This window comes from Stenotrophomonas sp. 28608_Sma, from assembly GCF_056486185.1.
Genome location: NZ_CM151308.1, coordinates 2435466 through 2458025, shown reverse-complemented (window position 1 = coordinate 2458025; position 22560 = coordinate 2435466). Strand labels below are relative to the sequence as shown.

At 66.1% G+C, this 22560-nt stretch carries 22 protein-coding genes; 10 read left to right on the top strand and 12 right to left on the bottom strand.

What is annotated here, in order from left to right; genetic code table 11:
- From ACZLHH_RS11545 to ACZLHH_RS11500, 10 genes are all read left to right on the top strand, one after another.
- Positions 1–1278, top strand: a complete 1278-nt coding sequence (locus tag ACZLHH_RS11545; protein ID WP_149908488.1) for an NAD(P)/FAD-dependent oxidoreductase — start codon at positions 1–3, stop codon at positions 1276–1278.
- A complete protein-coding gene (locus ACZLHH_RS11540) occupies positions 1275–2042 on the top strand; it encodes a DUF1365 domain-containing protein (RefSeq protein ID WP_132810095.1) in 768 nt (255 codons plus the stop codon). Before ACZLHH_RS11545 ends, ACZLHH_RS11540 begins: the two co-directional genes overlap by 4 nt.
- Positions 2039–3298, top strand: a complete 1260-nt coding sequence (locus ACZLHH_RS11535) for a class I SAM-dependent methyltransferase (protein WP_180844238.1) — start codon at positions 2039–2041, stop codon at positions 3296–3298. The genes ACZLHH_RS11540 and ACZLHH_RS11535 overlap by 4 nt, the downstream gene beginning before the upstream one ends.
- A 1-nt stretch (position 3299) precedes the next feature.
- Positions 3300–3845, top strand: coding sequence for a DUF2878 domain-containing protein (locus tag ACZLHH_RS11530; protein WP_132810094.1), 546 nt, complete (start codon positions 3300–3302; stop codon positions 3843–3845).
- Entirely contained in the window at positions 3842–4627 is a 786-nt protein-coding gene (locus ACZLHH_RS11525) for a DUF1295 domain-containing protein (RefSeq protein ID WP_149908486.1), read from the top strand. The genes ACZLHH_RS11530 and ACZLHH_RS11525 overlap by 4 nt, the downstream gene beginning before the upstream one ends.
- A complete protein-coding gene (locus tag ACZLHH_RS11520) occupies positions 4624–5697 on the top strand; it encodes an SAM-dependent methyltransferase (protein WP_478478784.1) in 1074 nt (357 codons plus the stop codon). Before ACZLHH_RS11525 ends, ACZLHH_RS11520 begins: the two co-directional genes overlap by 4 nt.
- A gap of 8 nt (positions 5698–5705) precedes the next feature.
- Positions 5706–6239 carry a lipocalin family protein gene (locus tag ACZLHH_RS11515; RefSeq protein WP_049421983.1) on the top strand — a complete coding sequence of 178 codons (534 nt, stop codon included), beginning with the start codon at positions 5706–5708 and terminating at the stop codon, positions 6237–6239.
- Positions 6240–6374: 135 nt separating this feature from the next.
- Positions 6375–6902: a GNAT family N-acetyltransferase gene (locus tag ACZLHH_RS11510; protein ID WP_032127338.1), complete on the top strand. Its 528-nt coding sequence runs from the start codon at positions 6375–6377 to the stop codon at positions 6900–6902.
- A 44-nt stretch (positions 6903–6946) separates the two neighbouring features.
- Positions 6947–7693, top strand: coding sequence for a LuxR C-terminal-related transcriptional regulator (locus ACZLHH_RS11505; protein ID WP_223224608.1), 747 nt, complete (start codon positions 6947–6949; stop codon positions 7691–7693).
- A complete protein-coding gene (locus tag ACZLHH_RS11500; protein ID WP_081352231.1) occupies positions 7690–10014 on the top strand; it encodes an ATP-binding protein in 2325 nt (774 codons plus the stop codon). The genes ACZLHH_RS11505 and ACZLHH_RS11500 overlap by 4 nt, the downstream gene beginning before the upstream one ends.
- Here the strand turns inward: ACZLHH_RS11500 and ACZLHH_RS11495 are convergent, their stop codons facing one another.
- The 12 genes from ACZLHH_RS11495 to ACZLHH_RS11440 all read right to left on the bottom strand — a co-directional run bounded on the left by ACZLHH_RS11495 (position 10015) and on the right by ACZLHH_RS11440 (position 22553).
- Entirely contained in the window at positions 10015–10770 is a 756-nt protein-coding gene (locus tag ACZLHH_RS11495; RefSeq protein ID WP_032127340.1) for a SapC family protein, read from the bottom strand. It lies immediately after the preceding gene.
- Positions 10771–10880: 110 nt separating this feature from the next.
- Positions 10881–11153, bottom strand: coding sequence for a hypothetical protein (locus ACZLHH_RS11490; RefSeq protein ID WP_005409616.1), 273 nt, complete (start codon positions 11151–11153; stop codon positions 10881–10883).
- Between the two features lie 252 nt (positions 11154–11405).
- A complete protein-coding gene (gene fusA / locus ACZLHH_RS11485; RefSeq protein ID WP_149908484.1) occupies positions 11406–13442 on the bottom strand; it encodes an elongation factor G in 2037 nt (678 codons plus the stop codon).
- Between the two features lie 439 nt (positions 13443–13881).
- Positions 13882–14631, bottom strand: a complete 750-nt coding sequence (locus tag ACZLHH_RS11480) for a hypothetical protein (RefSeq protein ID WP_149908483.1) — start codon at positions 14629–14631, stop codon at positions 13882–13884.
- 63 nt (positions 14632–14694) lie between these two features.
- The gene (locus ACZLHH_RS11475) at positions 14695–15312 is read right to left on the bottom strand and encodes an energy transducer TonB family protein (RefSeq protein ID WP_149908482.1); all 618 of its coding nucleotides are present in this window, start codon (positions 15310–15312) and stop codon (positions 14695–14697) included.
- 75 nt (positions 15313–15387) lie between these two features.
- Positions 15388–15828: a hypothetical protein gene (locus ACZLHH_RS11470; RefSeq protein ID WP_149908481.1), complete on the bottom strand. Its 441-nt coding sequence runs from the start codon at positions 15826–15828 to the stop codon at positions 15388–15390.
- 221 nt (positions 15829–16049) lie between these two features.
- A complete protein-coding gene (locus tag ACZLHH_RS11465; RefSeq protein ID WP_149908480.1) occupies positions 16050–16811 on the bottom strand; it encodes a heme ABC transporter ATP-binding protein in 762 nt (253 codons plus the stop codon).
- Positions 16808–17851 (bottom strand): FecCD family ABC transporter permease, encoded by a 1044-nt coding sequence (locus tag ACZLHH_RS11460; protein ID WP_014037165.1) that lies wholly within the window; start codon positions 17849–17851, stop codon positions 16808–16810. The genes ACZLHH_RS11465 and ACZLHH_RS11460 overlap by 4 nt, the downstream gene beginning before the upstream one ends.
- Positions 17848–18894, bottom strand: coding sequence for a heme/hemin ABC transporter substrate-binding protein (locus ACZLHH_RS11455; protein ID WP_149908479.1), 1047 nt, complete (start codon positions 18892–18894; stop codon positions 17848–17850). The genes ACZLHH_RS11460 and ACZLHH_RS11455 overlap by 4 nt, the downstream gene beginning before the upstream one ends.
- A 51-nt stretch (positions 18895–18945) precedes the next feature.
- Positions 18946–20322, bottom strand: coding sequence for a YncE family protein (locus ACZLHH_RS11450; protein WP_149908478.1), 1377 nt, complete (start codon positions 20320–20322; stop codon positions 18946–18948).
- Between the two features lie 122 nt (positions 20323–20444).
- Positions 20445–21473 (bottom strand): alpha/beta hydrolase, encoded by a 1029-nt coding sequence (locus ACZLHH_RS11445; protein WP_149908477.1) that lies wholly within the window; start codon positions 21471–21473, stop codon positions 20445–20447.
- A 282-nt stretch (positions 21474–21755) separates the two neighbouring features.
- On the bottom strand, positions 21756–22553 hold the full coding sequence (locus ACZLHH_RS11440; RefSeq protein ID WP_180844237.1) for a hypothetical protein: 798 nt from the start codon (positions 22551–22553) through the stop codon (positions 21756–21758).
- Between the last annotated feature and the right edge of the window lie 7 nt (positions 22554–22560).

Here is a 22560-nt window from a genome sequence, read left to right as displayed (position 1 = left end):
ATGCGCATCGCCGTCATCGGCTCGGGTATCGCGGGGCTGGCCAGTGCCTGGTGGCTCGATGGCCAGCACGACGTCACACTGTTCGAGGCCAACGACTACCTCGGTGGCCATACCCACACGCACGACGTGCAGGTGGATGGCACACGCATGGCGGTGGATACCGGCTTCATCGTGTTCAATCCCCAGCACTATCCGCTGCTGACCGCACTCTTCGACGAGCTGGGTGTGACTTCGCAGCCGACCACGATGAGTTTCTCGATGCACAGCGAGCGCAGCGGCGTGGAGTACAACGCCACCTCGCTGGATGGCCTGTTCTGCCAGCGCCGCAACCTGGTGTCACCTCGATTCTGGGGCATGCTGGCCGACCTGCGCCGGTTCTATCGGGATGCGCCGTTGCTGCTGGCCGAGGAAGACGGCCCCACGCTCGGCGAGTACCTGCGCAGCCAGCGCTATGGCGAGGCCTTCATCGACGAGCACCTGCTGCCGATGGCCTCGGCACTGTGGTCCTCACCGACCGCCACCGTGCAGGACTTCCCGGCGCGCTATCTGGCCCAGTTCATGGCCAACCACCAGATGCTGCAGATGAGCGGGCGCGCGCCGTGGCGGGTGGTGAGCGGCGGATCGGCACGCTATGTCGATGCCCTGCGCGCCCGCTGGCGGGTGCATGAGCGGCTGGAGTGCCCGGTGCAGTCGGTCGAGCGCATGCGCTGGGGCGCGCGCGTGCACAGCGCGGCCGGCGTGGAAGGCTTCGATGAGGTCATCCTGGCCTGCCACAGCGACCAGGCCCTGGCGCTGCTGCGCGACGCCGACCCCATCGAGCGCGACGTGCTCGGCGCCATCCGCTATCAAACCAATGAAGCGGTGCTGCACACCGATGCGTCATTGCTGCCGCGCAACCGCAAGGCGTGGGCGGCATGGAACGCGCACGTGCCAGAGGATCGCGCCGCGCCCTGCACGGTCAGCTACTGCATGAACCTGCTGCAGGGCCTGCCCGGCGATACGCCCCTGGTGGTTACCCTCAACCGCAGCGAGGCAATCGATCCGGCCAAAGTACTGCGTACGCTGCGCTACGCCCACCCGGTGCACGACCATGCCGCAGTGCGCGCGCAACAGCGCTGGGCGGAACTGCAGGGCCGTCGCCATACGTGGTTCGCAGGCGCCTATTGGGGCTGGGGCTTCCATGAGGATGGCATCCGCAGCGCCCGCCGCGTGGTCGATGCCCTGCAGGCCTGCGCTCCACATCGGCTGGCATCCGCCGCGGATGAGGTGGCGGCATGAGTGCCAGCGCGCTCTACATCGGGCAGGTGATGCATCGCCGGCATCATCCGCACCCGCATGCCTTCCGTTACCCCATCGCCCAGCTGCTGCTCGATCTGGACGAACTCGATACGGTGTTCGACGGGCGCTGGTTGTGGTCGGTCAATCGCCGCAACCTGGCCGAGTTCCGCCGCAGCGACTACTTCGGCGATCCCGCACGGCCACTGGCCGATGCCATCCGCGATCACGCTGCCCACACGCTTGGCTACCGGCCGACCGGCCCGGTGCGCCTGCTCACCCATCTTCGCTTTGCCGGGCACGTGTTCAACCCGGTCAGTTTCTACTACTGCTACCAGGCAGACGGCAGCACGCTGGACTGCATTGTCGCCGAGATCACCAACACGCCCTGGAAGGAACGGCACGCCTATGTGCTGCCGGTCGCCACCGCCACGCACGAAGGCAGCTCACTGCGTTGGCAGTTCGACAAGTGCTTCCATGTCTCGCCGTTCATGCCGATGGACTGCGGCTACGACTGGCGATTCAACCGCCCCGACCAGGACCTGCGCGTGCACATGCAGGTCTGGCGGGACGGCGTGCGCCAGTTTGACGCCACCCAGGCCATGCAGCGGCGTGCCTTGGATGGCCGCGGGCTGGCCCGGGTCCTGGCCTGCTATCCCCTGATGACCACCCAGGTGGTGGCCGCCATTCACTGGCACGCACTGCGGCTGTGGTTGAAACGCAACCCGGTGTACGACCACCCCACTCTTGCCGAGAAACCGCGATGAACTCGATGACTCCCTGGGTTGCCCTGCCGCGCCCCGGCGCCTTGGACGCGTTCCTGCGCCGCCGCCTGCTGGCCCAGCTGGCCCCGATGCGCGACGGTCGGCTGTGCGTGCGCGATGCACTCGGCGAAGTCTGGCTGGGCGATGCCCATGATGAACTGCATGTCACCGTCACCATCGATGACCCGGCGTTCTATCGGAAGGTTGCTGCGCAAGGCAGCGTGGGCGCAGGTGAAAGCTACATCCAGGGCGAGTGGCACTGCGATGATCTGGTGGCACTGATCCGGCTGCTGGTGCGCAATCGCGATCTGCTCGACGGCATGGAGCGTGGCCCGGCCCGCTTGGGTGGGGGGATGCTGCGGGCCTGGAACCGCCTGCGCCGCAACAGCCGCGAAGGCAGTCGCCGCAATATCGCCGCGCACTATGACCTGGGCAACGACTTCTTTGCCCTGTTCCTGTCGCCGGACCTGATGTACTCGTCGGCGATGTTCGCCAGCGAATCCGAGCCATTGGAATCCGCCTCGCGGCGCAAGCTGGACCGCATCTGCCAGCAGCTGCAACTCAAGCCAGGCGACCGCGTGGTGGAGATCGGCACCGGCTGGGGCGGTTTCGCGGTACACGCCGCCCAGCACTATGGCTGCCATGTGACCACCACCACCATCTCCGCGGAACAGCATGCGCTGGCCGCCCAACGCGTAGAGGCGGCGGGCCTGCAGGATCAGATCACGCTGCTGATGCAGGACTACCGCGACCTGCAGGGCCAGTTCGACAAGCTGGTATCGATCGAAATGATCGAAGCGATCGGCGCCGAGTACCTGGACACCTACATGGCTACACTGCAACGCCTGCTCAAGCCGGATGGCGTTGCCCTGCTGCAGGCCATCACCATCGAGGACCATCGCTACGAACAGGCCCGGCGCAGCGTCGACTACATCAAGCGCTATGTATTTCCGGGCAGCTTCATCCCATCGATCAACGCGATCATGGCCGCCAAGACCCGATCCAGCGACCTGCAGCTGATCGCCCAGCAGGATTTCGGCCACTCCTACGCACTGACCCTGCGCGCCTGGCGCCAACGTTTCCTGGCCCAGCTGCCTGCGGTGCAGGCGCAGGGCTTTGATGCACGCTTCTGCCGGCTGTGGGAATTCTATCTGGCCTATTGCGAGGGCGGCTTCCTGGAACGTTCGATCGGCGTCTCGCATCTGCTGCTGGCCCGTCCGGACCACCGGCCCGTCCTCGCTGCGGGCGACAGCCGCTGACATGCGCCGGTTCTGGACCAATCTGCTTGGCAACCAGCTGGTCTGGCTGTGTGCCGTGGCCGGCGCAGGGCGAGGCTGGCAGTGGCCGGCGCTGCTGGCCGCAACGATCTATATCGGCAGCCAGCTGCTGACTTCACCGCACCCTCGACTGGACCTTCGGCTGATGCTGCTGGCGCTGGCCTGCGCGTGGCTGGTCGACGCCAGTGCCGCCGCCAGCGGCGCCGTGCGCTACGCTGCTGCCCCGCCGGGCTGGACTCCGCCCCTTTGGATCATGGCGTTGTGGGCCGCGTTTGCGATGACGCTGACCACGTCGATGCGCTTCCTGCTGCGCCACCCTGCCCTGCCAGCCCTGTTCGGCCTGTTGCTGGCCCCGCTGGCGTATCTCTCCGCAGCGCGCGGTTTCGAGGCGGTCCGTTTCACTGCGCCGCTGTGGCAGGGCCTGCTGGTGCTGGGTGTGGGCTGGAGCATCGCGCTTTCGCTGCTGTGCATGGCCGCTCGTCGCGGCTCCCGCACCCTCCCGCCGCCCTTGGCAGGAGCACCGTCATGATCAATCTGTTGTGGGTCCTGCTGTATGCCGTATTTGTGATGAGCTGGGGTTGGGCCTGGCAGCGCCGCCACGACAACATCGGCGTGGTCGATGTGCTCTGGGCCAAGGGCGTGGGCGCATCAGCCCTGTTGCTGGCGTGGCTCGGCGATGGTGCGGCGGCGCCACGGATGGCGCTCGGCGTGCTCGGTGGCCTGTGGGGCAGTCGACTCGCCTTGCACCTGTGGCACCGGGTCCGCCACGAACAGGAAGACGGCCGCTACCGTTATCTGCGCGAGCACTGGCAAGGGCATCAAGGCAAGATCTTCGGCTTCTTCATGGCCCAGGCGCTGCTGGTCGTGCTGTTCGCCCTGCCCTTCGTCGCGGTGGCTGACAATCCGCAGACAAGCACGACGTTGTGGATCGTGGCCGCAGCGCTGGTCTGGCTGCTGAGCGTCGGCGGCGAAAGCCTGGCCGACCGCCAGCTTGCGCGTTTCCGCGCCGACCCGGCGAACAGGGGCCGCACCTGTCGCGTCGGACTCTGGCGCTATTCCCGCCACCCCAACTACTTCTTCGAGTGGCTGCACTGGTTCACTTATGTCCTGCTCGCGGTCGGCTCGCCACTGTGGTGGCTGGCCTGGGCCGGCCCGCTGCTGATGTACGTGTTCCTGCGCTATCTGAGCGGCATTCCATTCACCGAGAAACAGGCGCTGCGCAGCCGCGGCGACGACTATCGCGCCTACCAGTGCAGTACACCGATGTTCTTTCCCTGGTTTCCCCGTTCTTCCAAGGAGCATGCCGCATGAGCGCGATCCCGTCACTGAACCCAGCCGAAGATGCGGAAACCGGGTTGATCGCCTGGGCCGAACGTGGGCTGGTGCCCGATGCGGCGCTGCGTGCGGGCATCCGCCGCTTGTGCGCGCAACGCCTGCATGAGGAAAGCGAAGGCGGCATCGAAGGCCAATCGGCACGCTTCAGCCAGCGCATCGCCGAGCTGGCCGACAGCCCACTCGCGCTGCATACCGAAGCGGCCAACCGCCAGCACTACGAAGTTCCCGCGGCATTCTTCCAGGCCTGCCTGGGCAAGCGGCTGAAGTACAGCAGCTGCTACTACGCCACCGGGCGCGAAACGCTGGACCAGGCCGAGGACGCCATGCTGGAACTGTACGGCCAGCGCGCCGGACTGGCCGATGGCCAGCAGATACTTGAGCTGGGCTGCGGCTGGGGCTCATTGACCCTGTGGATGGCCGAACGTTACCCGCAGGCGCATATCACCGCCGTCTCCAACTCGCACAGCCAACGCCAGTACATCAGGGCGCAGTGCCAGGCGCGCGGCCTGGGCAACGTCGAGGTGATGACCCGCGACGTCAACCAGCTTGACCTGCCGACGGCCCGGTTCGACCGCTGTATCTCGGTGGAGATGTTCGAGCACGTACGCAACTACCAGCGCCTGCTGGCAGGCATCGCACGGTGGCTGAAACCGGACGGTGCACTGTTCGTGCACATCTTCGCCCATCGCACACTGATGTATCCGTTCGAGACAGACGGCGGCGACAACTGGATGGGTCGCCACTTCTTTACCGGCGGGCTGATGCCGGCGGCCGACACACTGCTGCATTTCCAGCGCGACCTGCGCCTGGAGCAACGGTGGTTACTGGACGGCACCCATTACCAGCGCACGGCCGACCACTGGCTGGCCAACCAGGATGCGGCCCGCGAGCGGGTGATGCCGGAGTTGATCGCCACCTATGGCCAGGCTGCAGCGAAGGTCTGGTGGCAGCGCTGGCGGATGTTCTGGATGGCATGCGCCGAGCTGTTCGGCTACGACCATGGCCAGCAGTGGCTGGTGGCCCACTATCTGTTCCGACCCCGCTGAGGTGCCCGATGCGCATGTTTCCGCTGCTCCCCCTGATCGCGGTCGGCCTGTTCGGTTCCGGCTGCAGTTCCAGCGACACCCGCCCGTTGCCGCGTCCACCGTCGGTGGATGTGCCGCGCTTCATGGGCGACTGGTACGTGATCGCGCATATCCCGTCGCGCCCTGAGCGCGAAGCCTTCGACGCCGTGGAGAGCTATGCCCTGCGCCCCGATGGACGCATCCAGACCACCTTCACGTACCGCAAAGGCAGCTTCGAAGCGCCACAGAAGTCCATGCACCCCATCGGCCGTGTCGAGAAGGAAGGCAACGGCGCGGTCTGGGGCATGCAGTTCATCTGGCCGATCCAGGCTGAGTACGTGATCGCCTGGCTCGATGAAAGCTACCGCCAGACCATCGTGGCACGAAGCAAGCGCGATTACGTCTGGTACATGGCCCGCACCCCGCAGGTGTCGGACAGTGACTACCAGCAGGCGGTCGAGCGGATTGCGGCCATGGGTTACGACACCCGCAAGCTGAGGCGGGTGCCGCAATCGGTGCGATGACGCGGCACCTTCTGCCCGGGTCGATCGTCCTGGAGCATCAGTCGATCATCAATCATTGCAACGTGGTGCACTCGCGACGCGCCCTGCAGATACGATGCTGGGCAGGCCAGCAAGGCCGGAACGGATACACGATCGATGAACAGCCCCGCGGACGATGCCATCACAACCTCCTGGAATGGATTCGAAGTCCGGCAGATCCTTCCGTGCGACCTCGACCTCATCTGCGCTCACCGAGAGGCGATGTTCCGTGAAAGCGGCCGGAGCGAAGAGATCCTTCAGCAGATGGCGGCCCCGTTCCGTACCTGGCTCGAACCGCGCCTGGTGTCAGGCGACTACTTCGGCCATGTTCTTTCCGACAATGGACAACCCATCGCAGGCATTGGCCTGATGCTGATCGACTGGCCGCCCCACCCCGCCCATCCAGAGCAGGACACGCGCGGCTACGTACTCAATGTCTACGTGGAGCCCGGCTATCGGCGTCGCGGCATCGCCCGCCAACTGATGAAACTGGCCGACCATGCATTCGCCGGACGAGCGGTGGCCTACGCGGTGCTGCACGCTACCACCCAAGGGAAACCACTGTATGCGGATCTCGGATGGGCTGCGACCAGCGAAATGGCCCGCGACCTGCGCAGCGCGAGCGAAGTACCCCGAAGCGCTTGATTGGGTACTGACGATCCACCTCATCAATCGGCGGCATTGAATTGATGGGCTTTACGCATCGATTCTTAGGAATAATCGCAAAATTCCAACAAGTTCGATGCTCGACGCGACAGCGGCGCCAGAATGATCGCCACGCCCTGCGGGCGCCGATCACCTCCCTGCGCATGAATGGATATCCTGCACCGCGCCGACTGCGGCTGGCACTCCTCGACGATCACGAAATCGTCCGCCGCGGCACCGCCCTGCACCTGTCCCACGACGTCCGCTTCAGCATTGTCGCCAGCCACACCCGCAGCGATGAGCTCATCGGCAGCCTGCGCCAGTTGGCAGTGGATGTCGCCATCATCGATCTCACCCTGGCGCCTGGCGACCGCAGCAGTGATGAGCTGGTTCCGCTGCTGCGCGAGTGCTTCCCACATATTCCCCTGCTCGCCTTCGCCACGCTGACGCCATCCACCCGCATCGACCACCTGCTGGCGAGCGGCATCTCCGGCGTAGTCAGCAAGTCCGAGCCCCTGGAGATGCTGTCTGATGCCATCGTGCGCATCTCGCAGGGGCTGTGCCGCCTCCCTGCCGATTGCCTGTTCCCGGCGTGCCGCGAGGAACTCAGCCGCAATGAACGCGAAGTGCTGGATCTGCTCCTGGCCGGCCTGACTGTCTCGGAAATCGCGCTGCGTCGCCACCGCAGCGTGAAGACGGTCAGTACCCAGAAGGTCGCGGCCCTGCGCAAGCTCGGTTTGCGCAATGATGCGGAGATCTATGCACTGCGGCAGCAGCTGGAGATCCAATGAGGCGGCGCGTTCGCCTCCGTCTGCGCACGTCGTGCACGTTGTTGCTGGCCCTGATCCTGCTGCCGGCTGCATCGGCCGAGGATGCACAGTTGCGGAGATGGTCCGCCGGCCGCGAAGTGCGGGTTGCCACCGCGCCATCATTGCGACCGCTCCCCCCAACGCTGGCGGATTCAAGCGCACTGCCCACCCTCGCCCATGGCTATGCCAAGCTTGTGGCTCGGCATTCCGGCCTGCGCTTCCGCGATCTCAACTACCCCAGCACGAGCGCAGCGGTCGCTGCCGTCTGCCGGGACGAGGCCGACCTCGTGCTGGTCATGGGCAGCCCCTCGCATCACCCGCTTCCCTGTCCCGACCTGAGGGCCTCCGGCGCCTTCCATGGCGGCAAGACGGTATTGGCTGTGCGTAAAGGCGAGCACCCGCCCCGTGACATTACCGGCGTGAGGGCGCAGCTGCTGGCCGTAGTTGAAGGCGGTCCCTATGCCGACTGGCTGACGATCCACCACCCCCGGATCCACCTCCTGCATCTCCCCGACCGCCATGCGGCCCTGGCCGCTGTTGAAAGCGGCAACGCCGATGCTGCGATCGGCCTGGAAGCAACGCTGCACTCGATGATCCGGCAGCACTTCACGGGAAACCTGCAATTGCACCCGTTCGACAGCGGATTCTCCACCGATTTGCACCTGCTTGTCCGCCGGGAGGACCAGCAGCTGCTGGCGCGCATCGATCAGGCGCTGCGCGCCATCACCCTCGAAGAGCACGCAGGCCTGCTGGAGTTGTGGGCGCAGCAGATGCTGCCCACATCCATCGAGAGCGCACTGGATCGGGTGCGTTCCCCGCTCCTGCTCTGGCTGCTGTGTCTGGCCGCGGCACTCATCGGCCTGCCCGTGCTCTGGCAGGCGTTACGCTGGCGAATCGGCCGCGCGGAACAACGCCTCGGGCGCGCGGCGGGAATGATCAGCCATGAAGTGCGCAATTCCGCGCAGACAGTACTGGCTTCGATCGACCTGCTGAGCCAGTCACACCTGCCCAAGGGGCAGCGTGAACTGCTCGCGGCTGCCCTTGCCGCCGGCCACTCGCTGCGCAGGCTGCTCGATCGCTCGCTGGCGTTCTCGCGCCTTGCCAGCGGCAGCTTCAGGCCGCATCCCACGCCCTGCGACGTCGGCCAACTCTGTGCCCGTGCACTGGAAGCAATCCGGCCGGAGGCACTGCGGAGAGGGCTGTCACTCCAGTTGGATCGCGGGCCCGATCCAGCGCCAGTGGTTGTGCTCGATGCTGATGGACTGCGTCAGATTGTCGACAACCTGCTGGGCAATGCATTGAAATTCACCGATGTCGGCGGTATCGAGGTGCGCCTGCAACTACAACCCGCCCTGTCTCCCCGGGAGCTGTTGCTGGATGTGATCGACAGCGGCATCGGCATCGCACCCGCTCAACTGGCGCTTCTGTTCCGACCATTCCAGCAGAACGAGGATGGCCAGAGACGTGGCGGCAGCGGACTGGGCCTGACGATTGCGCACGAACTGGCCGTTGCCATGGGCGGCAACCTGACCGCACACAGCGTGCATGGGCGCGGCAGCCGTTTCACCCTGCGATTGCCGGTCCGCGCCGTTCACGGCGATCAGCCGCCCATCGAGCCGCTGCAGCAGACGCCACTGACCGGCATCGACCTGCTCCTTGTCGAAGATCATGCACTCAGCCGGCATGTCGTCGCAGAGCAACTGCGTCGGCTGGGCGCCGACGTACGCGCGGTTGCCGATGCCGACGCCGCATTGGCCGAGCATGCGCTACGACCGCGCGGCACGGTAGTACTGGATATCGGGCTTCGCGGCTCGGATGGCTATGCACTGGCGCAGCAGCTGCGCGCGCAGGCACAGGCACCTCTGCGAGTGATTGCCCTGTCCGCCCGCATGGGGCGCCGGCACGCGGCACGCTGCCGAAGGGCCGGCTTCGACGCCATCCTGGTCAAGCCGCTGCAGGTTGCGAGCCTGCTGCAGGCGCTGGACCTGCCGCCCTCGGCGCACGGCACCGCGCCCGATGACACCCCTGGCGCCGAGCCGGATTACGCTGCGGACATTGCCCATGAGCTGGCCAGGATTGAACAGGCCGTGCAGGACGCCGATACCTCGACACTGCGCCATCATGCACATCGGCTGCAGGGAACGCTGCAGATGTGCCGGGCAACGGATCAGGCCGGCACAGCGGCCGACCTGTGGGAACTGGGGCATGAGGCCGCGCCTGACTGGGTCGAGGCGCGGCGACTGCTGCGGGGATTGCAGCAGTGGCACGGCTCCCGCAAGGCGGAAGCCGCACCATCGGCCTGATCAGGCCGCCAGGCGCTCGACCTGGCGACGGGTCAGGTCATTGAAGCGACCCAGCGACATCAGGTGCTGGTGGATCAGCGCCAGCCAGCCGCTGCGGTGCCACTCGACCACGGTCGCTTCCGGCAGCGCTACGAACTTCTCGACGTCCACCACCAGGAAGCCGTTGAGATTGAACTCGCGGCCATCCGGAGTGCGGACGGTGGCGTTGCGCTCGACCAGCAGGCCGTTGTCGATCAGCGCCTTGGAGAAGGCCTGGGTCTGTTCGTGCTCGCGGGTGTACTGGCCGCAGAACTCCAACGCCTGCTGCACCATGTCGGTGGCCTTGCCATCGACGAACAGCGGCTGGCCTTCGTCACCGCCCTTGACCACGCGCGCGCTCTCTTCGTCGATGCCCAGCAGGAAGTCGTTGTCTGCACCGGTGTCGATGAAGATGAAGGGGTGGCGACGCAGGTAGGCCGGGATATAGGCCTCGTCTTCCCACAGGCCGTCCTTGATGAACAGGTTCTGGTCGGACACGCCCACGGCTGCCATCGGCACGGCGGTCGGGCCGGCGAACAGGATCGGGAAGTGGTGCAGGGCCAGCGAGAACTCGCCCAGCACCAGCGGAATGGCGTTGTTGCCGGCGGCAAACTCGAGCCTGCCCGGCAGGATGCGCAGATCGGCATGCACATCGGCCTGCAGCGGCACCGGACGGGTGTAGAACAGGGGGGCGCTGCTCGGCGCCGCTTCGGTGGTGGTGTCGCTGGTGGTCGTCATCTTGGGAACCGTTCGATCATGCGCGCCTGCCATCCCGGGCGCGCCAGCGGGAACAACCTGAATCCCGCATTATCAACAAGCTCGATGACAACGGCCACCCCACCGACGGCCTATTTCAACTGCAGGGGGTAGCGCTGCCAGAGGACGTGGACCAGGAACCCGGCCAGCTCGGTGTCGCGCGCGCTCACCGCAGCGCGGATCTTGTCCAGCAGCACCATGTCCGAGCAGGAGCGCACATCGGCGTGGTTGGCCTGCCCGGCCCGGCGCGCGCGGTAGCGCGCTGCGCGCTGCGCGTCACTCATTGCGTACCCGAACTTGGGCGGACGACCGCGCTTTCGCGGCAGGGTCAGCTCCAGGGTTCCGGGGTCTTTGTCATCACGCATGAGAGGGGTGCGGGCGGCGGCGAGCAACGGGGGGTGCGCAATTTATCGTGAGGCATCACTTTAATCCAGCTTTTTCTGCAGTTTTGTTGCGATGCAGTGCATTATCCCGGTGTCGATGCGAATTCATCCACGCATGGCGTGGATCTACTGCAGGGCCTGCAACCCGATCACCCGGTAGATCCACGCCATGCGTGGATGGGCGTTCCCGACGACAAAAAAAGGGAGCCCGCGAACGGGCTCCCTCACCTTTCCTCATGCAGCGCGTACCGGCTCGTAACCATGCAGGTGCGCCTCACTGCTGGCCCGCCCCTGGCTGAGCGAACGCAGTGATGTGGTGTAACCCACCAGCTGCGCCAGCGGCGCAAAGCCGCTGACCTCGGCGCGACCGTCCTGGTCCTCGATGCGGGCAATGCGACCATGGCGACGGTTGAGATCGCCCACCACATCACCCACCGACGCTGACGGGGAATGCACCGTCACCGCCATCACCGGCTCCAGCAGCTGCGTCCCGCCCTCCACCAGCGCCGCCTTGATCGCCTCGGCACCGGCACGGTGGAACGCCATCTCCGACGAGTCCTTGGCATGGGTCTGGCCATCGACAAGACTGACCTCGATACCGACCACCGGATGGCCCTGCGGACCTTCCGACAGCGCGGCACGCACGCCCTTCTCTACCGCGGCGATGAAGCTGCGCGGCACCACGCCACCGACAATGCGGTCGTTGAACACCACCTGGTCGTCCTCGCGCGGCGATACATCCAGCACCACGTGCGCGAACTGGCCCTGGCCACCGGTCTGCTTGACCAGTCGTCCGACGACGCCGTTCATCGCACGCAGCGGTGTCTCCTGATAGGCCACGCGCGGCGAACCTACGCCCACCTCGACCTTCCACTCGCTGCGCAGGCGCTCGACCATCACCTCCAGGTGCAGCTCGCCCATGCCCCAGACCAGGGTCTCCGCCGTGTCGCGATCGGTTTCGACGCGGAACGAGGGATCTTCCTGGGCCAGGCTGGCCAGGCCCTGCGCCATCCGGATCAGGTCGGCCGCACGCGCCGGCTCCAGCCGCCAGGCCAGCACCGGCGCCTGTGCCTGGATGTTCTCCAGGCGTAGCGGCTGCGCACGGCCGCTCAGCGTTTCACCGCTGACCGCATCCTTCCAGCCCAGCACCGCCACGATATCGCCGGCCACGGCCTGTTCGATGTCGTGGGTCTGGTCGGCCTGCACCCGCACCAGGCGACTGACACGTCGACCCTGCGGATGCTGCGAACTGGCCACGGCATCACCGACCTTCAAGGTGCCCGAGTACAGCCGCACGAAGCTCAATGCGCCGTGCTGCTGGTGAGTGATCTTGAACAGCAGACCGGCCAACGGACCGTCCGGATCCGGCGGCAGCACCACCTCGCCGCTCTCGCTTTCGGCGGTCACGGCAGGCCGATCCAGCGGCGACGGCAGGTAATCGACCACCGCATCCAGCAGCGTCTCGATGCCCTTGTCCTTGAAGGCCGCACCGGCCAATACCGGCACGCCCGCACCGGCCAGCGTCGCCCGTCGGATCGCCGCGCGCAGCTGTTCGGCATCGATCGCGCGACCTTCCAGCCAGGCATCAGCCAGCAGTTCGTCGTGGTCGGCCACGGCCTCGACCAGTGCGTCGCGTTGCGGCTGCCACAGGGTGCGCGCCGCGTCGTCCCACGGGGTCACCGTGGTTACGGCACCATCCTGCCAGTGCAGCACGCGCTCATCGACCAGGTCGACCCAGCCGTTGAAGTCGCTTTCGCTGCCCAGTGGCACACCGAGCGCCCACGGCCGCGCCCTCAGCTTGTCCTGCAGCTGCTCCAGCACGCGCTCGAACGAGGCGCCGACGCGATCCATCTTGTTGACGAAGGCGATCAGCGGCACGCGATGGCGACGCGCCTGGCGCCACACCGTCTCCGACTGCGGCTGCACGCCGTCCACCGCCGAGAACACGGCCACGGCGCCGTCGAGCACGCGCAGCGAACGCTCGACTTCAATGGCGAAGTCGATGTGGCCGGGAGTGTCGATCAGGGTCAGCCGATGCGGCGGCAGGTCGCGTGGCGCCCACTGCGCCTGTACGGCGGCAGCGCCGATGGTGATGCCACGTTCGCGTTCGATCGCCGAGAAATCGGTGGTCGCGTTGCCATCGTGCACTTCGCCGACGCGATGGATCTCGCCGCTTTTCCATAGCAGGCGTTCGGTCAGCGTGGTCTTGCCGGCGTCGATGTGGGCAATGATGCCGAGGTTGCGACGGCGGGAAAGGACTTGGGTGTTCATGAGAAAGGTTCCTGCAAAGCCAACTTCGGGGGCCGCGCACCCCGGTTGGCGACAGGGTGCGCGGCTAGCGTTCGGTCTCGGCGATCTGGTGCATGGCACGTTCTCCTTGGGTACTGGGTAGGGTCGACTGGGTAGAGTCGACTGTTAGTCGACTCACAAGAAACGAAAACGAAAAGAGCGCCCCGGAGGGCGCTCTGTCGAAGGTCCAGCGATGGCCGATTCAACGGCCTCGTGGGGCTCCAGGCAGACACGCCCGTTCCGCGCTTGCGCGGGTCAGGGTGAAAAACTTCAGGAGCGGCATCCGGTTCATGGGGCGCATTCTAGACCTGCCAATCTGGCGCGCAAGTGAATATTGCGCACATTAATAGAACAATGAGGCCGACGGGTCTCGGGGTCGGATCCCTTTGCCACGGGCAAAGGGCCCTGACCCCAGCTCAGCTCACTTGCACTCATGCAGCTTGCGCGCCTCAGCCACGGTCGCAGCCTGGTCGTCCCCCATCGAGATCCATCCCTTCAACGACATCGCCGGATCCACCTGCGCCTGGCGCGGGCCGCCATGGACCACCACCTCGGTCCAGCTGCCGACCGGCGCCAGCTCCGACAGTCGCGCCGCCTGGTCGTCTTCGGTACTGAACATGTCGTCCGGCTCCGCAGGCTTGGCCTTGTTCACGGTCTCGGTCTTGCGCGCCCGGATCCGCAGCGCGCCATCGGCCATGCGCTGGGTAGTGACGTCATGGCGTTCCACCCCGTAGGCCCAGCTGCTTTCACCTGCGCGACGGGTCTCGCTACCGTCGTCTGCCACCACCACCGAATCCCCCGCCGCTTCGGCCACGGTCGCAAGCGAACCCAGGCCGGACATCATTGCCTGATAGGCAATCATCTGCCGCTGCTCAGCGGCCAGCGCAACGTCACCTGCCTTGCCGGCAGGAATCTGCAGGTACACCGCCTCCCTGCACAGAATCAGCACCTGCTGGTCATCCCAGCTGATGAGCACTTCATCACTGGCGAAATAGCGGGTCGTCACCGGAACCACCGGAGCGCCCCCGCCGGCGGAATACCGGCTCTCGATCAGCGAGGCCTGCTCGGCGGCCTTGATCAGGGAGACCGAGGATGCGGACGCGGCGTGGGCCGCGCACGTCGTGGCAACACACGAAACAAGAAGTGCAAAGCGCGGGAGTTTGAATCGCATGGGGTCATTCCTTTGATGGCGGAAAGTCCAACATGATACCGGGCACGATCGAGGCCACCGGGACTATGGCGCTTCGATGTCAAAGGGGAAAGTCTCCTCAACTGTGCCGCCGACGTCTTTTCCAGCGCGCTGCGCAGGGACGTAGCACCATCCCCATGCATGCTCGATGGCAACAGCATCCTGTGCAGGATCACCGCTTGACTGAACAACCTCAACGGACTGAAGCAGACCCGAGGCATCCACGTGCATCCGCAAGCGCGCCACACCGCCAGAGCGCTTCTCTGGCGGATATTCCAGCGGACGCAACACCTGGGAAAAGAACGAAATTCCCACGCTCTCGCTCCGGCTGGAGATGGCAGAGCAGTCATCCCTACGCTCGAATCGCTTTTCACGCACGGCAACAATGCGCTGCAGAGCTGCCAAAGCCTCATCTGCACAGCGATCGCTTTCTCCCTCCAAGCGGCTGTTGCAGATGTATCGCATTTCCGCAGCACTTCCAGGCCCAGGAGCACAGCTGGGCAACACCAGAAGGCTGATGAGCAGTGAGATGTAGTGCGCGCGATTCATACTGTTTTCGGAGCAGTGCATGTCTCCCAGCACGATCCCACCGGAAGCACTCCAGTGCCATGCAACTTTTCTGAGATGCGCGGGAAAGGACAAGCAATTCCAGCAAGTGCTCATCGGGTCCTCCCTTGCGCATGGAACGGACCAGTAGGATCTACTGCTTGGAGTTTGGCCCCCCCCCCCAGATAGGGGCTATGAATCCCCACCGTACTTTCCCGGGTACTGCAGGTAGTCCCAGTTTCCTTGCGCCTGCTCCCTGACGCGGCGGCTCCTATCTCTTGCGAGTATCGGATACAACCTCGCGGCAAGCTCCTCTGAGATCCAAAGCATGTGGCAAGCCACTCGGAATCTCACCTTGGCCGTGGAGTGCGATGCCAGTTCAAACCAGACGCACTCTGTAGTTGGATACGCATCATTCAGCTTGCAAAGCCAGCTGCCAGATGCCTCCCATGTCCCCGAGGCGCCGTCCACAAGTCCCTTGCGAATCGCATTCACTGCGCTCTCGATCGGAACGATGCCGTCCTTCAAATCGTGAATGGCGCTGACGATGGCAAGCACCATCTGGAGCTCATCATCCTTGTGGTGTCTGCTAATCGCGCATTTGATTTCATGCTCGCGACCAAAGGTGAACATATGGACTTCCCCGCTCCGGAATGCCCAATGGTCAGTCAGCCCGAAACATCAAAGCAATAATCAACTAGCAGCGCTCGTACCTGAAGGGAGGGCGCAGCCAGCGCAGCTCCTGCCACCCCAAGGCCCAACACACCAGCTTCCCCGGTGGCAGGGCGGAGAATCAGCGGAAAGCAGCTCAGGGTATTGTCAAAGACGCGGCTATTTACGACATCACCCTGATATCAGGTCACCACCACCAGTGGCACCCCACGCCTTGGGTGCTCCAGCACCACCACATCCTGCTGGTAGACCCGCTGCAGGTTGTCTTCGGTGAGCACCTGCAACGGTGTGCCATCGGCTGCCACCCTGCCCTGCTCCAGCAGCACGATGCGGTCAGCATAGCCCGCAGCCAGATTGAGGTCGTGCAGCACCACGATCACGCACGCACCGGCTTCGGCACAGGCGCGCACACTGCGCAGCGTGCGTTCCTGGTGGCGCAGATCCAGCGCTGCGGTTGGCTCATCCAGCAGCAGCAGCGGCGTGTCCTGCGCCAGCACGCGCGCGAACGTGGTCCGTGCCGATTCACCGCCCGACAGCTGCTGCACCTCGCGCAGGCGCAGCGCCTGCAGTTCAGCGGCATCGATTGCCGCTTCCACCTGGGCGTCATCCACGGCTGGATCCGGCGGATGCGGAAGCCGCCCCATCGCCACCACTTCTTCCACACTGAAGGCGAAGCGCACGCCATGCTCCTGCGGCATCACCGCGCGCTCGCGCGCCAGCAGCCCGGCCTTGTAACCGGCCAACGGCTTGCCGAGTAGGCTTACTTCGCCAGCGTCGGCACGCAGGTCACCTGCCGCCACAGCCAGCAACGTGGACTTGCCCGCGCCATTCGGGCCAACCAGTGCGGTGACCGTACCCGGTTCGAACGCCAGCGAGATGCCGTGCAGGATCTCGCGCTGCTGGCGGCGTACCACCACCTCATGCAGCTTCAGCAGCACGCTCATGGCGCGGCCTTGCGGCGCTGCTGCAGCACCAGCCAGAGGAAGAACGGTGCGCCCAGTGCGGCCGAAAACAGGCCCAGCGGAATCTCCGCCGGGGGATCGAGCGTGCGAGCCGCGGTGTCGGCCACCACGATCAGCAGTGCGCCCAGCAGGCCGGACAACGGCAGCAGCCAGCGATGGCCCGGACCGACCAGCAGGCGCGCTACGTGCGGCACCACCAGGCCGACGAAACTGATCGAACCGGCAAACGCCACCGCTGCGCCCACCAGCAGCGCACTGAACGCCACCAGACGACGCCGCGTGCGGGTCACATCCAGCCCGAGGTGCTGTGCCTGGCGCTCGCCCAGCGCCAGCATGTCCAGCGGCGTGGCCAACCGCTGCAACGCAAACACGCCGATGGCAAACAACGGCACCACGGCCGCCACATCGGCCCAGTTGGCGCGCGCCAGCGAGCCCATCTGCCAGAACACCAGCGACTGCAGCTCGCTCTCGCTGGCGATATATGTAAGGAAACCGATCAACGCCGAGCAGAACGCCGCCATCGCGATGCCGACCAGCAGCAGCGTGGCGTTGCCCGTACCCTTGCCGGGCCGGGCCAACGCGTAGGTCAGGCCGATGGCCAGTGCGCCGCCAGCGAACGCGGCCACCGGCACCAGCCAACCGGCCGCGCCCGCAGCACCCAGCACGATGGCGGCAACTGCACCCAGTGCGGCACCTTGGCTGACACCGACAATGCCGGGATCGGCCAGCGGATTGCCGAACAGTCCCTGCAGGCTGGCACCGGCCATCGCCAGCGACGCACCGACCATCGCGCCCAACAGGGCACGCGGAATACGCAACTGCCACACCACCGCCAGATCACGGCTGCTGACCGCCTGCGGGTCGAGCAGCCCCAGCTTCACTGCCAGCGCCTGCATTACCTCCAGCGGCGGCAACCGCAACGGACCCACGGCGAACGAGGCCAGCACTGCCCCCAGCAGTGCCAGCAACGCCACCAGCAACATCGTCCGCCCGCGACGGCGGCGCCGATCCGCCGGACTCATGCCTTCGGCAACGCCGCAAGGGCCTTGGCCAGCGCCAGCGCACCAGCACCGGAACCGACACTGGTGTACTTCAGCTGCACATCCGGCATCACCCAGACCCGATTGGCCTGCCCGGCCGGGGTCTGCTTCAGCGTCGGGTACGCCTTCCACAGGCCCTCGGCACCGCCGAACAGCTGCAGGTCATGCTCGGTCACCAGGATCACTTCCGGTGCCGCCGCGACCACGCCCTCATTGCTCAGCTGCGAGTAGTTCTTCACTCCCGCTTCGGTGCCGATGTTGACGCCACCGGCCAGTGCGATCAGCTGCGCCGACGCACTGTCGGCACCCGCAACGGTGGGTGAGCCACCGGCGCCGGTGGCCGAGACGTGGATCACTCGTGGCGCATGGCCCAACCCCTTGCCAATCGCTGCAGCCTCGTCGAGCTGACGCTGCACCTGTGTGGCAAGTGCCTGCCCTGCCTCGGCCAGCCCTAGTGCGGCGGCGACCTTGCGAACCTTGTCCGGCGCCGGCTGCAGGTCATCGATGACCACCGCCGGTTCACCCACCTCACGCAGCTTCTTCGCCAGTTCGGTGTGGCGGCGCAGACTGTTGCCGAGGAACAGCGAGCCCTGCAGGCTCAGCACGCCCTCCACGCCGGTGGTGCGGTTGAACAGGAACTGGTGCGGCGCGGCCAGGCCGGCCCCGGTGGTGGTGTTGGTCGGCGCGGCGAACACCTGCTTGTCCAGTCCGAGCGCCTCGATCACCGCGATCACGTCGTCACCACCGGCAATGATGCGGCTGGTATCGGCCACCTCGACGTCGGCGCCGTCATCGGAATGCACCTGGGCCGGCAGCACAGCCTTCTGATCGCGCACGGCCGGCATATCGGTGCCGGCCACGCGCTGCCAGCCAGCCGGCAACGCGGCTTCGCCAGCCGCGGTCGCGGCGGCAGGCTCAGCCAGCTTGCCAGTGTCCGAGGGCGTCGATGAACCGCCACAGGCAGCCAGTGCCAGCGAGACAGCCAATGGAAGCGCACACAGGCGCAGACGGGACGCGATGTTCATGCTTGTTCTCCTTGCTGGCGGGGCGACGCGCACGCCGCCCCGCCGTGTGACTTACTGCTTCGGGGTGATGCGGGTGATGCGGTCACCCTTCGGATCTTCAGCACCGCGCGACTTGTTCACCGCGAACACGTTGCCCTTGCCATCGGCACGGACGTGGTTCGGCAGCGTGCCGCCGTCGAGGTTGGCGACCACCTTGCCGTCACCGTTCACCACGGTGACCGTGCCAGCGCCACGGTTGCTGACGTAGGCCAGGCCGGAGGCATCATCGAAGGCGACGTTCAGCGCACCGGCGCCGACCGGCACATCGTGCAGCACCTTGCCGGCGGCCACATCGACGATCAGCAGGTTGTCGGTGCCCTGCGAGGCCACGTACAGGCGGTTGCGCGCTGCGTCGAAGGCCACGCCCGAGGCGCTGATCGAATTGCCCAGGTCAATGACCTTCTCGACCTTGCCGCTGGCCACGTCGATCACCGCCGCTTCCGGGGTGCCGATGCTGACGGTGAACAGCTTGCCGCCCTTCTCGTCCAGCACCAGACTCATCGGGGTGAACTTGCCGTCGTCCACGCCGGATTCCAGCGTCACTGCCGGCAGTTCCTTGAAGGTCCTGGCATCGAACACCGACAGGTGGTCCTCGCCCGTGGCCGAGGCGAACACCTTGCCGTGGGTGCCATCAACCACCACGTCGCGCGCGTGCGGCACGGCATCGACCGGGAACTGGTGGACCAGCGACAGGTCCTTCTGGCGGTAGACCGCGATCGAGTTCTGGCGGGTGTTGGTGACCCACACGTTGCCGTTGGTGTCATCCACGCCAACGCCGTAGACCGCGTACACCGCACCATTGGTGCTGCCCGGCACCTGCGCCGGGGTGATCGCCTTGGTCACTTTCAGCGACTTCGGGTCCAGCTTCAGCAGCTGCGACTGGGTCACCGGCGGGCGACCCACGGCCGATGTCACGAACACCGCATTGCTGGCGGCGCTGTAGGCGGACTGGTACAGGCCCGGCACCAGCTTGTTGGACTGGGTGGCGAACTGCGCCTGACCGGACAGCGGCAGCTGCGGCGACACGCGCAGCTTCAGCACGGTGGCTGCAGCCGGCTGGCTGGCGCGCACCACCACCGGGTGGGTACCCGGCACCGCGTCGGCCGGAATGCTCAGCTGGGTCTTGAAGTTGCCATCGGCATCGACCACCAGCGGCTGCGTGTTGAGCACCCTGTCGCCACGCAGCAGGCTGACTTTCTGGCCCGGCACGAAACCGCGACCGACCACGTCGGCAGTGCTGCCGGGAACCACGTTCTCACCGCGCGAGACGACCTCGCCCTTGAAGGTGGCGTTGGCCGGCTGATCGAACACCGGCTGTGCGGTGGCGGTCACGGCCAGCAACAGGCCAGCGGCGAGAGAGGTGAGACGGAAAGACGGACGGAACGACATGGAAGGCTCCTTGCACACGTAGGCCGCGCCACGTGACGCGGGATTCATCGGTTGCCTGGGCCGCTGCACGCCGGCAGCCTCGCCTGGGTAGTGGGGTCGCACGGCATGGCGCGCGAAGGCATTCATTCGGCGGCGCTGTCCCCGCCATTGGGCGCGCCGTCACCGGCGCTGCGGTCGGTCACGCCGTACAGTTCATGTAACGCGGCATGGAACGACGCAGGCAGCATCGGGCCGTGGCCGAGGCCGGGGAACTCGCGATACTGCACGCGCATGCCCGGCACCTTGGCCAACCGCTCGGACAGCTGCATCGCCGCATCCGGGGTGGCGCCACCGATGCGGCGCAGGTGCGCGACCACGCGCGGATTGTTCATGTCGCGCTTGCCGCGATCACCGACACGCTCGGCACCGCCCAGCATCAGCCAGAGCTTTGCCGGCTGGCCATGCACGTTCTGCACGAACTGCTGTTCCGGATCACCCAGCGCCGCGCCCTGGCTCCACCACAGCGACGGGCTGGCCGCCAGATAGGACTGGAAGGCGGCGGGACGCGTGTACAGCGCGTTGAGCACGAACAACCCGCCCAGCGAGTGACCCCACAGCGCTTGTTGCTCCGTATCGATGCGTGCGCGACGCTCGACCTCCGGCTTGATGCGGCGTTCGATCACGTCGAGGAAAGCGGCGGCACCACCGCCGACGGCCTGGGTTGTGCCGCTCTCGTCGTCGGCACGGTCGATCCACGCGGTGTAGTCGCGGGTGCGCGCCTTCGAATCGATGCGCAGGTCGTTGTCGTAGCCGATCAGCACCAGTACCGGTGGCGCCTTGCGTGCCGCCAGCTCGGCCAGCAACGGCTGATCCAGCACCATCGCCACGGCATTGCCATCCAGCGCGTACAGCACCGGCAGCGGCGCCTTGCTGGCCTTGGCCGGGATCGCCACATTCACCCGCCAGCGGCGTTGCTGGTCTGGACTGTCCACCACGAAATGCTCGAAGCGATAACTGACCGCCGGCTCGTCGAGCACGGTGTGGCCGATCTTCTGCAGCGGATTGCGCTGCTGCGCATGGGCGTACGGGGTGGCCAGGAGCAGACCCATCATCAAGGCGACCAGGCCGCGGGCCAGTGGACCACGGCGCGAAGGCGGGACGAAATGCTTCATCAGCGGCGGCAGAAGCGGCCCAGGGCCGCCGGTTCACAAGGGACCGCAGTCTACCTTAAACGCGAATGATTATCACATCGATCGAACGTCACGCTGTGTATCACGCGCGCATGAGGGCCTTCGGCACGAATGTAAGCGGACAGTCCCTCTGCGAAATCGGGACACGGGGTTTGCAGAATCCCCAGCTCCGGCCGATCAGGGCTGAATTGACCCTGTGAGCCCCCTTTCCCTGACCATTCGACATCCCCTCATACGGGGTTAGAACCCCGCCTCAAGCGGGGCTCAAATCGGGGGGAGCTCATCGGCGACCCACCCGCCGCTGCGGAACTGGTTGCCGCCAGCGTGCCCAGCGGACCCGGCCACCACCGTGCCATACAGTGCCGTCCGATGGAGCTCCTCCGTGTCCAGGGCGCCATCCTTTCCCCAGCGCGGCACCAGCGACATCCGCGCTCCACCCGCAGCCGCCATCGCCAGTCGCTCCCAGTCCATCCCGCCCCCCAGGCCGCCCTGGCGAGCGACCTGCAGGCGGTCGGTCTGAGGGGTAAAGCGGAGACGCCGATAGGTGCGCCGCGCCACCACGTTGACGCCTGCGCCCAGGGTGCGCTCCACGATGCTTGGATCGATGCGCTCAGTCTCTGAGCCGGGCTCAATGGGTAGGTCTACCGCCTGGTGGGCGAACAGCTCGCCCACGTCCAGGCCCGCTACCCCAATCTCCACCTGGATACCCATGAGGGCCACAGTACCCGCTGGAAGCACCCACCAGGCCGCGCGGCTGCCGTCCACCAGCTCGACCACCTTTTGCGTGAGCGAGGTGCCACCGAGGGCTTGGCCATACGTAGCATCACCAGCCTTGCGCCCGGTGAGCTTGAGGGAGGTGCCGACCGGGCAGGACAAGCCGAGCATGCCAACGACACGGACACCAGCGGCCGCTGGCCAGGTCAACCGCAGCCGGACGGCCGACGTACCACCGCTGAGCCGAGCGATGCTTGTGGGCCGCCCATCGGCCAAGGCGGCAGGGTTTGCGGCAGTGGCGCCATCAACGGCAGCGGTCACGCCCGCAGGGGAGAATCCGATAAGCATGTGGCAG